This is a genomic window from Pseudomonas sp. V98_8, assembly GCF_029967975.1.
GTDB classification, from domain to species: Bacteria; Pseudomonadota; Gammaproteobacteria; order Pseudomonadales; family Pseudomonadaceae; genus Aquipseudomonas; species Aquipseudomonas umsongensis.
The window spans coordinates 48106-58915 of the sequence record NZ_JASCAE010000031.1 but is presented as its reverse complement, the minus strand read 5'-3'; the positions used below and the strand labels follow the sequence as shown (position 1 = coordinate 58915).

Genomic DNA, 10810 nt, shown 5'->3' with positions numbered 1-10810 from the left:
TTGTCCCTCCTCCTCCCTTCAAGTCCTACCATACAAGCGAGCCTGCTCGCGAAGAGGCCCGCCAAGACAGCGCTGTAACAGAGCCATAAACCCACTCTTTACGCTTTCTTTATGCCCCGCCGCACCCCTCGGTCTCGTTCCTTTACAGCCTCCCTGCCGACAATACCTCCACACGCGGCAATACGCCGTAACACGGAGAACTTCCATGAGCGTTCTGGACGGAGTGTCACTGCTGCTGGCAGTGGGACTGTTCATTTATCTGTTGGTTGCGCTGTTGCGCGCGGACCGCAACTAGGAGCGGCTATGCACAGTTATGACTATTGGCTGATCCTGGCATTTTTCGCCCTGGTACTGGTCCCCGCGCCGTTTCTCGGGCGTTTCTACTACAAGGTCATGGAAGGCCAGCGCACCTGGCTGACACCGATCCTTGGCCCGCTCGAACGCGGTTGTTATCGCCTGGCCGGCGTCGATCCCCAGGCCGAGCAGAGCTGGCAGAAGTACACCCTGGCCTTGCTCGCCTTCAACCTGGCGGGTTTTGTACTGTTGTTCGCGATCCTGTTGTTCCAGGACCACTTGCCGCTGAACCCGCAAAACCTGCCGGGCCAGGAATGGACGCAAGCGTTCAATACCGCAGTCAGCTTCATGACCAATACCAACTGGCAGTCCTACAGCGGCGAAGCGACCCTGAGCTACCTGAGCCAGATGGTCGGCCTCACCGTGCAGAACTTCGTCAGCGCCGCTACCGGTCTAGCAGTCCTGGTTGCGCTGTGCCGCGGCATCGGTCGCAAATCCACTGCATCGCTGGGCAACTTCTGGGTCGACATGACTCGCGCCACCCTCTACGGCTTGTTGCCGCTGTGCCTGCTGCTGGCGCTATACCTGGTCTGGCAGGGCGTGCCGCAAACCTTCGCGCAATATGTGAATGCCGTGACCGTGCAGGGCATCGATCAAGTGATCCCGCTGGGGCCGGCCGCCAGCCAGATTGCGATCAAGCAACTGGGCACTAACGGCGGTGGCTTCTTTGGCGTCAACTCGGCGCATCCGTTCGAGAACCCGACGGCCTGGAGCAACCTGTTCGAAGTCGCGTCGATCATCCTGATCCCGGTGGCGCTGGTGTTCACCTTCGGCCATTACGTGAAAGACCTGCGTCAGAGCCGCGCGATCATCGCCTGCATGCTGGCGCTGTTCCTGATCGGTGGCGCGACGTCGTTGTGGGCTGAATACCAACCCAATCCGACCCTGGCCAACGTCGCCGTCGAACAGACCGCACCGCTGGAGGGCAAGGAGGCGCGTTTCGGTACCACCGCCACGGTGCTGTGGTCGGTGACCACCACGGCGGCGTCGAACGGTTCGGTCAATGGCATGCATGACAGTCTCAACCCGCTCAGCGGCATGGTCGCGCTGGTCAACATGATGGTCGGCGAAGTGATCTTCGGCGGCGTCGGCGCGGGGCTCTATGGCATGTTGCTCAACGTGCTGATCGCGGTGTTCCTCGCCGGCCTGATGATCGGCCGGACGCCGGAATACCTCGGCAAGAAACTGCAAGCCCGAGAGGTGCAGCTATTGGTGGTGACCTTGCTGGTCATGCCGATCGGCGTGCTGGTGCTCGGTGCGATTGCCGCCAGCCTGCCAGGGCCTGTGGCCTCGGTGAGCAACCCCGGCGCCCATGGTTTCAGTCAGTTGCTTTACGCCTATACCTCGGCCAGTGCCAACAACGGCTCCGCGTTCGGGGGCTTCGGCGCCAACACAGCGTTCCACAACCTGATGCTGGGCCTGGGCATGTTGATCGGTCGCTTCGGCTACATCCTGCCGGTGCTGGCCCTGGCCGGCAGCCTGGCGATGAAGAAGACCGCGCCGACTGGCCAGAACAGCTTCCCGACCCACGGCCCGCTGTTCGTGACCTTGCTGACCGTGACCATTTTGCTGGTGGGTGGCTTGACCTTCCTGCCGACGCTGGCGCTGGGCCCGATTGCTGAACATTTAAGCCTGGGCTTCTAAGGAGCAGATGATGAATATGCCCGCAATCAAACCGGTCGCTGCCAAGGCCCCGGAACAAGCAAAAACCGCGATCTCGGCCCTCTGGCGCCCAGCGCTGGTACAAGCTTTCGTCAAGCTCGATCCGCGACAATTGCAGCGTGCGCCGGTGATGCTGGTGGTCGAACTGACGGCGATCCTGACCACCGTGCTGTGCTTCATTCCCGACACGGCGGTGCCGACCTTCGTCGCCGCACAGATTGCCCTGTGGCTGTGGTTTACCGTGCTGTTCGCCAACTTCGCCGAGGCCCTGGCCGAAGGTCGTGGCAAGGCCCGTGCCGACAGCCTCAAGGCGGGTAGCGAAGGCTTGAGCGCCCGGCGCAGAACCAGCAACGGCAGCTTTCAAGTGGTGCCGGCCGCCAGCTTGCGCAAAGGCGATGTGGTGCGCGTCGAAGCAGGAGAGATGATCCCCGGTGACGGCGAGGTGATTGAAGGGATCGCTGCCGTCAACGAAGCGGCCATCACCGGTGAATCCGCTCCGGTGATTCGTGAATCCGGCGGCGACCGCTCGGCGGTTACCGGCAATACCCGGCTGGTGTCTGACTGGCTGTTGGTGAAGATCACCGCCAACCCCGGTGAGTCGACACTGGATCGCATGATCGCCCTGGTCGAAGGCGCCAAGCGCCAGAAAACCCCGAACGAAGTGGCGTTGGACATCCTGTTGATCGGCCTGACCCTGATCTTCCTGCTGGTGGTCGTGACTCTTCAACCGTTCGCCCACTTTGCCAATGGCAGCCTGCCGCTGGTGTTCCTGGTGGCGTTATTGGTCACGCTGATCCCGACCACCATTGGCGGTTTGTTGTCGGCCATCGGTATCGCTGGCATGGACCGCCTGGTGCGCCTGAACGTGATCGCCAAGTCCGGTCGCGCGGTGGAGGCGGCGGGGGACGTGCACGTCCTGCTGCTGGACAAGACTGGCACCATCACCTTCGGTAACCGTCGTTGCGCCGCCGTTGTTCCCGCTCCAGGCGTGACGGCCAGCGAACTGGCCGAGGGTGCCTTGTTGGCCTCTCTGGCCGATGACACGGCGGAAGGTAAATCCATCGTCGAATACCTGCGTGGCACGCAACCGCAACCGGAGCCGGCCGCCGAATTGCTGACGGCTGTACCGTTCAGTGCCGAAACCCGGCTGTCAGGTGTCGACTATCAGGGCCGCGTGTATCGCAAGGGCGCAGTGGATTCCCTGCTGGCGTTCGTCGGCTTGAAGCGCGCCGATCTGGCCGCGCCGTTGTCCCGGGAAATCGACAGGATTGCCCAAAGTGGCGGCACGCCGTTGCTGGTCTGCGCCAACGGCAAACTGCTCGGTGTGATCCACCTCAAGGACGTGGTCAAGCCGGGCATCCGCGAGCGTTTCGCCGAGCTGCGCAAGCTGGGGATTCGCACGGTCATGGTGACCGGCGACAACCCGCTGACCGCTGCCGCGATCGCCGCCGAAGCGGGTGTTGACGACGTGCTGGCCGAAGCCACGCCGGAGAAAAAACTGGCGCGCATCCGGCACGAGCAGAACGACGGTCGCCTGGTTGCCATGTGCGGCGACGGCGCCAACGACGCCCCGGCCCTGGCCCAGGCGGACGTCGGCATGGCGATGAATGACGGCACGCAGGCGGCACGTGAAGCGGCCAACATGGTTGACCTCGACAGTGACCCGACCAAGCTGCTGGACGTGGTGCAGATCGGCAAGGAACTGTTGGTGACCCGCGGCGCGCTGACGACCTTTTCCATTGCCAACGACGTGGCCAAGTATTTCGCCATCCTGCCGGCGCTGTTTGCCGCGATCTACCCGCAACTGGGCGTGTTGAACGTCATGCAGCTGCACAGCCCGCAGAGCGCGATTCTCTCGGCGATCGTGTTCAACGCCCTGATCATCGTGGTGCTGATTCCTCTGGCTTTACGCGGTGTGCGCGTGCAGGCGGCGAGCGCGGCGGCGTTGCTGCGACGCAATCTGCTGATCTATGGCCTGGGGGGGATTGTGGTGCCGTTCGTGGGCATCAAGGCGATCGACATGCTGTTGACGGCGTTGCATCTGGTTTGACCGTGTGTCAGGCGTACCGCCTTCGCGAGCAGGCTCGCTCCCACAGAGGCACCTCGTTTCCTTGTGGGAGCGAGCCTGCTCGCGAAAAAGACGACACGTTGCACATGACTGAACGCGGTACTTGTTCACCGAATTCGAGGAGTTTGAAATGTCCACAATGATACGCCCGGCCCTGAGCCTGTTGGTCCTGATGACCCTGATCACAGGCGTCGCCTATCCCCTGGTGGTCACCGGCGTGGCCCAGGTCGCCTTCCCGGACCAGGCCAATGGCAGCCTGGTGCGCGATGCCGACGGCAAGGTTCGCGGCTCATCGCTGATTGCCCAGGATTTCGTCGGCGACGCCTGGTTCCACCCGCGGCCATCGGCTGGTGCCTTTGCTACCGTATCGAGCAGCGCCAGCAACCTGTCGCCAAGCAACCCGGCCCTGGCCACTCGGGTGATCGACGACGCCAACAAGCTGCTGGTGCCAGGGCAAGGGCCGGTTCCGCTGGCGCTGGTCACCACCTCTGGCAGCGGCCTCGATCCGCACTTGCCACCGGCCGCGATTGCCTATCAACTGGCGCGTGTTGCGGCGGCGCGCAACCTGCCGGTTGCGACGCTCCAGCAACTGCTGGACGCCCACACCGAACAGCCATTGGTAGGCCCTGCGGTCGTGAATGTGCTTGAGTTGAACCTGGCACTGGAAAAGTTGTAGTCGGCAGTGACGCCATTCGCGAGCAGGCTCGCTCCCTCAGGAGAATGCATTCCAAATGTGGGAGCGAGCCTGCTCGTGAAGACGGCCCCCCAGGCACCACATGAATACCTGAATAAAGAGAACTGAAAGCATGAGCGACTCCGGCCGCGCCGACGCGCTATTAGCAAACCTGCCCCGTGATGGCCGTGGCCGGCTCAAGGTATTCCTCGGCGCCGCGCCCGGCGTCGGCAAGACCTACGCCATGCTGCAAGCGGCCCACACCCAATTGCGCCAAGGCGTGAAAGTCATTGCCGGTGTGGTCGAGACCCATGGCCGCTCCGAGACCGAAGCGTTGCTCAGCGGATTGCCGCAAATGCCATTGGTGCGCTCGGTGTACCGTGGCGTGGAGCTCGAGGAGATGGACCTCGACGGTCTGCTCGCAGCCAAGCCCAGGCTGGTGCTGGTGGATGAACTGGCCCACACCAACGCCCCCGGAAGCCGTCACGAAAAACGCTGGCAAGACATCCAGGAGCTGCTCGCCGCGGGCATCGACGTGTACACCACGGTCAACGTCCAGCACCTGGAAAGCCTGAATGACCAGGTGCGTGGCATCACGGGCGTGCAGGTGCGCGAAACCCTGCCCGACTGGGTATTGCAGGAAGCGTACGAACTGCTGCTGATCGATTTGCCACCGCGCGAATTGCTCGAGCGTTTGCGCGACGGCAAGGTCTACGTGCCCGAGCAGGCGAGGGCCGCCATCGATGCGTACTTCTCCCAGACCAACCTCACGGCGCTGCGTGAGCTGGCCATGCAAACCGCGGCGGCGCAGGTCGATAACGACCTGACCCAGGGCTATCGCCAGATGGGGCAAGCGGCGCCGACGGTGCGCGGTCGCTTGTTGGTCGGCGTCGATGGCGATGCCCAGGCCGAGCGCCTGGTGCGTCACGCCAGCCGCGTCGCCCAGCGTCGGCATCTGCCGTGGAGCCTGGTGCATGTGGATAATGGCAGCGTGCGTGACGAGCAGTCGCGCCTGCGTCTGCAAAGTGCCCAGCAACTGGCCGAACGCCTGGGCGGCGAAGTGGTGCTGCTGCGGGCCGGCGAGGTCGCCAAGACCCTGATCCAGCATGCCGCCGAACGCCGCGCCAGCCTGGTGCTGGTCGGCCAGTCGCGGCCGCGCCTGCGTCGTCGATTCTTCGGTGGCGGCCTGGCGGCGCGACTGCTGCGCAATGCCCGTGGGTTGGAAATCAACGTGCTCGACACCGAGCATCAACAGCATCAACCACGCCAGCGTTCGATGCAGGCGCCGGTATGGTTCGACTACGCCCTGGCCGTGGTGGCGACGCTGTTGGCCACTGCCCTGGCCTGGGCAGTTGCCAGTGTGCTGCCGTTGCCGAACATCTCGCTGGTGTTTCTCGCCGCGGTGTTGCTGGTAGCGGTGCGCAGCAGTCTTGGCCCGGCCCTGGCCTGTGCGGCGTTGTCGTTCCTGACCTACGATTTTTTGTTCATTCCGCCGAATTTTTCCTTCAGCATCCAGCGCGAAGAAGACGTGCTGACCTTGCTGTTTTTCCTGCTGATGGCGGCACTCACCGGCAACCTTGCTGCACGCCAGCGTCGGCAATTGCAGGCCCTGCGTGATACCCAGGAAGAGACCAGCGAACTGCTCGATCTGTCGCGCAAACTCACCGCCGCCACCGATCGTCAGGCGGTGGTCAACGCGGCGGCCCAGCACCTCAGCGGCTGGAGCGACCTGCAATTGTGCCTGCTCAATCGCGACGGCCAGAGCGGCTGGAAAGTCGAGATCGGTGGCCCGCTGGCGTTCACCGAAGCCGAACGTGCCGCCGCCGATTGGGCGTGGCAGCACGATCAGCCGGCGGGCGCGGGCACCGGGACCTTGCCGTTCGGTCGTTGGTGGTGGTGGCCATTGTCGGTGGAGGATGGGCCGCTGGCGCTGCTCGGTGTGTGTGCCAAAGAAGGCCAGGCCTTGAGCGGCCAGCGTCGACGTTTGTTGACCGCGTTGAGCCAGCCGTTGGCCCAGGCGCTGGCCCGAGCACAACTGGCCGATGATCTGGAAGCCGCGCGGCTGCACGGCGAAACCGAACAACTGCGCAGTGCCTTGCTGGCCTCGGTGTCCCATGATTTGCGTACCCCGCTGACCTCCATGCGCGGCAGTATCGATAGCCTGCTGGCCCTCGGTGAGGCCATTCCCCTGGAGGATCGCCGTGAATTGCTGGAAGGTACCCGCGACGAAGCCGAACGCCTCGATCGCTACATTCAAAACCTGCTGGACATGACCCGCCTCGGTCACGGCGCATTGAAGCTGGCACGGGACTGGGTGTCGCCGGCAGACATTGTCGGCAGTGCGCTCAATCGCCTGCGCGCGGTATTGGCGCCGTTGCAGGTCACCACCGAAGTGCCGGCGCAACTGCCGCTGTTGTTCGTCCACGCCGCGCTGATCGAGCAGGCCCTGGTCAACGTGATGGAAAACGCTGCGCGTTTCTCGCCATCCCACGGGCGCCTGCACGTGCGCGCGGGGGCTGATGACACGGAGCTGTTTTTCTCGGTAAGCGACGAAGGGCCGGGGATTCCGGAAGCGGAGCGGGAGAAGATTTTCGACATGTTCTACACCGCCGCCCGCGGCGACCGTGGCGGGCAGGGTACCGGGCTGGGGTTGGCGATCTGTCAGGGCATGGTCGGTGCCCATGGCGGGCGGATCAGCGTGGCCGACGGTATTGAAGGGCGCGGCACCTGCATCACTTTGCACTTGCCTTTGCAGGCGCAGCCGGGCTTTGAGAGTGAAGCCTGATCGTGCTTGCGTTACTCTCTTGCCACTACTTTGTGTTGATGTGAATTCATGAGCCAGACCGCGACCATCCTGGTCATCGACGACGAACCGCAAATCCGCAAATTCCTGCGCATCAGCCTCGCTTCACAGGGCTACAAAGTGCTGGAGGCCGGTACCGGCACCGAAGGCCTGGCGCAAGCGGCGTTGAACAAACCGGACTTGCTGGTGCTCGACCTCGGCCTGCCGGACATGGACGGCCAGCAGGTACTGCGTGAGTTTCGCGAGTGGTCGACGGTGCCGGTGCTGGTGCTCTCGGTGCGTGCCGGTGAAGGGCAGAAAGTCGAGGCGCTGGATGGCGGTGCCAATGACTACGTGACCAAGCCCTTTGGCATCCAGGAATTCCTGGCGCGAATTCGAGCGCTATTGCGCCAGGCGCCGGTGGGCGAGGCCCAGCAAGCGGCACTGGCCTTCGGTCCGCTGACGGTGGACCTGGCCTATCGGCGGGTATTGCTCGATGGCAGCGAAGTCGCGCTGACCCGCAAGGAATATGCAGTGCTGGCGCAACTGGCACGGCATCCCGGACGAGTCATCACCCAGCAACAACTGCTCAAGGACATCTGGGGGCCGACCCACACTGAAGACACGCATTACTTGCGGATCGTGGTGGGGCACCTGCGCCAGAAACTGGCGGACGACCCGATGCAACCGCGGTTCATCGTGACTGAGGCGGGGGTGGGGTATCGGTTGTTGAACGAGGGTGGCTTCTGATTTTTGTGTTGAATTGTTCGGCCTCATCGCCAGCAAGCGGGCTCCTACAGGGATCTGCGTCGAACACAAAACCTGTAGGAGCCGGCTTGCTGGCGATGAGGCCCTCACATTCACTCGAAAATTTCAGGAATCTCGCTCACTCTCATAGCGATCCAGCGTATCGCGCGCAATCTCGCGTCCCAGCGCGATCAACTCCGGCGCCTTGTAGAACTCGAAAAACCGGCACACCCGCTTCGGCACGTTGATCAGGATGTCCGGCGGATACCCGGCAATCTTGTATTGCGCCAAGGAGGTCTGCATGACCTCGAAACTCTGGTTGATCAAATCCAGCAGGGACGCCGGCCCCACGTTGTCGATGATGAACGACCCGGTGGCGGACTTCGGCGCACCGTCCCGTTCAGGCGCGGCCGCCGGTTGCTGGGCTTCAGGTTCGGCCGACTCGACCCAGGGGTTGATCTCTGCCGCTTCGGCCATCAACGCCTCCTTCTCCAGCAGCAGCAATTGTTCGGCCTGCTTGCGCCGGAACGGCAACTTCGAGCCCAGGGAATTGATCAGGCTGTCGAAGCGGGTCTTGAAGGCAGCTGGGCGCTGGATCACCGGTAACTGGTAGTGACGCTGGTTGGTGGAGTTGAGGTTGACCGCGATGATCAGATCGCAATGGCTCGACACCACCGGCACGATCGGCAAGGGGTTGAGGATGCCGCCATCGACCAGCATGCGGTTGCCCTGCATCACCGGGGTAAACAGACTGGGAATCGCCGCCGAGGCACGCATGGCCTGGTGCAGGCAGCCCTCCTGGAACCAGATTTCCTGCTGGTTGGTCAGGTCGGTGGCCACCGCGGTATAGGGGATGCGCAGGTCTTCGATATTGATTTCGCCAACGATCTTGCGGATTTGCCCGAAGACCTTTTCCCCACGGATGGCCCCGAGGCGAAAACTGACGTCCACCAGGCGCAGTACGTCGAGGTAATCCAGGCTCTCGATCCAGTCGCGATAATCATCCAGTTTGCCGGCGGCGTAGATCCCACCGACCACCGCGCCCATGGAACAACCGGCGATACAGGCGATATCGTAGCCTCGCCGTTCAATTTCCTGGATGACGCCGATATGGGCATAGCCCCGGGCTCCGCCCGAGCCCAATACCAGTGCGACACGCTTTTTCATTGATCGCCCTCGTTAGAATCGTTCAACAATGCACCCAACGAGGGGCGCGCTTCAATCGACAGGTCGTTCGGCCGCGTGAATGGGTCGTTTTTTCGACACTCCATGGCGGTGGATGGGTATTCTCGCCCCGTTGGGTTAACGTTGCCGACGGACGGCACTTTTTGTCCGCCGGACCGTCCTACCTGCATGACTGTTTACCTATTTTAGAGGTGTAAGAAATGAAAGCCTGGATCTGTGTGCCACTGATTGCCCTGGCACTGGCCGGTTGTGCCGGCAAAACTGCTTATCGCGACAGCTGCGGCAGCCAGCTCGATGCCGCCTGGCGTGAGCTGGACCTGGCAAAGGCCGAAGGTTTCGCCGGAACCGTTAGCTACTCCAAGGCTTTATCGCTGCTGACCGCAGCCAAGACCCAGCAACAATTCGAAGGCTTCGAGGGATGCGCGAAGAAGGCCGAAAAGGCGCGTTTCTATATTCGTGAGTCGCGCGCAGGGCGATAGGCGAAAAGCAGCTATAGGTTATAAGCTGCAAGCTACGCTCTCAGCTTGCAGCTTGCAGCTGTCTACGGAGTAAATGCCCATGATCGATAGGTTGGTGGCCCGGGTCTTGGGCTTGGAAATTCGTCTATTGGCCTGTCAGGCACGCTTGAGTGCCCACACCGATTCTGAGGCATTGCACGAGTTGCGTACCACGGTGCGCCGGTTGCGCAGCCTGCTGCGGCCGTTGCGGGGGCTGCCCGGAGTCGAGCAGCTGGAAGCGGCGGCGTCCGAAGTTGGCGACTTGACCACGCCATTGCGTGATCGCGAGGTGTTGGCGGCCTACTTGCTCGATCACGATCAAGTGCAAGCCGCGCAGCGGCGCATGGTGCAAATGGCCAAGGCTTATCCTGCGGTGGCGACCAGTTCGCAGTTTAAGCAGCTGCTGCTGATCCTCGATGCCTTTCCGCGATTCCTGCGCGCCGCCCAGCGCCAGGGTTTGCTCAAGGGGCTGGACAAGCGCATCGAAAAACGCCTGGGCAAACAGTGGAAGAAACTCGACACCGCCTTGCACGATCCGGCCCATGACCGCCATCGTTTGCGCTTGCTGATCAAGCGCGTGCGTTATGCCATCGACGCTTACCCCGAACTGGATCGCCTGCCCAAGGCCGCCATGCCCCGGCTGAAATCTGCCCAAGGGGCCTTGGGGGACTGGCACGACTGTGTGCAATGGCTGGCGATGGCCGAGCAGGAGGCGGATTTGCAGCCTTGTGTCGCCGCTTGGCAAGCCACCATGGCCAAGGCCGAACAGCGCGCGGACCGGGTGCTGGAAAAACTCAGCAAGGCCTGTTTCAAACCCTGAAACCACCACGACCCCTGTAGGA

General features: G+C 62.8%; 9 protein-coding genes. 8 read left to right on the top strand and 1 reads right to left on the bottom strand.

Going from position 1 to position 10810, the window contains the following annotated elements; genetic code table 11:
- The first annotated feature begins 205 nt into the window (after nucleotides 1-205).
- The 6 genes from kdpF to QLG10_RS08940 all read left to right on the top strand — a co-directional run bounded on the left by kdpF (nucleotide 206) and on the right by QLG10_RS08940 (nucleotide 8289).
- Nucleotides 206-295, top strand: a complete 90-nt coding sequence (gene kdpF / locus QLG10_RS08965; protein ID WP_007899818.1) for a K(+)-transporting ATPase subunit F — start codon at nucleotides 206-208, stop codon at nucleotides 293-295.
- An 8-nt stretch (nucleotides 296-303) separates the two neighbouring features.
- Nucleotides 304-1998 (top strand): potassium-transporting ATPase subunit KdpA, encoded by a 1695-nt coding sequence (gene kdpA, locus QLG10_RS08960; protein WP_110749609.1) that lies wholly within the window; start codon nucleotides 304-306, stop codon nucleotides 1996-1998.
- A gap of 10 nt (nucleotides 1999-2008) precedes the next feature.
- The gene (kdpB, locus tag QLG10_RS08955) at nucleotides 2009-4066 is read left to right on the top strand and encodes a potassium-transporting ATPase subunit KdpB (protein ID WP_110749607.1); all 2058 of its coding nucleotides are present in this window, start codon (nucleotides 2009-2011) and stop codon (nucleotides 4064-4066) included.
- Nucleotides 4067-4214: 148 nt separating this feature from the next.
- The gene (gene kdpC, locus QLG10_RS08950) at nucleotides 4215-4760 is read left to right on the top strand and encodes a potassium-transporting ATPase subunit KdpC (RefSeq protein WP_110749798.1); all 546 of its coding nucleotides are present in this window, start codon (nucleotides 4215-4217) and stop codon (nucleotides 4758-4760) included.
- A 130-nt stretch (nucleotides 4761-4890) separates the two neighbouring features.
- Nucleotides 4891-7542, top strand: coding sequence for a sensor histidine kinase KdpD (locus tag QLG10_RS08945; RefSeq protein ID WP_282486961.1), 2652 nt, complete (start codon nucleotides 4891-4893; stop codon nucleotides 7540-7542).
- 48 nt (nucleotides 7543-7590) lie between these two features.
- Nucleotides 7591-8289 carry a response regulator gene (locus tag QLG10_RS08940; protein WP_110749603.1) on the top strand — a complete coding sequence of 233 codons (699 nt, stop codon included), beginning with the start codon at nucleotides 7591-7593 and terminating at the stop codon, nucleotides 8287-8289.
- Nucleotides 8290-8412: 123 nt separating this feature from the next.
- Here the strand turns inward: QLG10_RS08940 and QLG10_RS08935 are convergent, their stop codons facing one another.
- Complete coding sequence (locus QLG10_RS08935; RefSeq protein ID WP_110749601.1) at nucleotides 8413-9453, bottom strand: patatin-like phospholipase family protein; 1041 nt, start codon at nucleotides 9451-9453, stop codon at nucleotides 8413-8415.
- A gap of 218 nt (nucleotides 9454-9671) precedes the next feature.
- On the opposite strand from QLG10_RS08935, the gene QLG10_RS08930 reads away from it, so the two are divergent.
- Nucleotides 9672-9950: a hypothetical protein gene (locus QLG10_RS08930; RefSeq protein ID WP_020796126.1), complete on the top strand. Its 279-nt coding sequence runs from the start codon at nucleotides 9672-9674 to the stop codon at nucleotides 9948-9950.
- A 79-nt stretch (nucleotides 9951-10029) separates the two neighbouring features.
- On the top strand, nucleotides 10030-10788 hold the full coding sequence (locus tag QLG10_RS08925; RefSeq protein ID WP_110749599.1) for a CHAD domain-containing protein: 759 nt from the start codon (nucleotides 10030-10032) through the stop codon (nucleotides 10786-10788).
- Nucleotides 10789-10810: the final 22 nt, after the last annotated feature.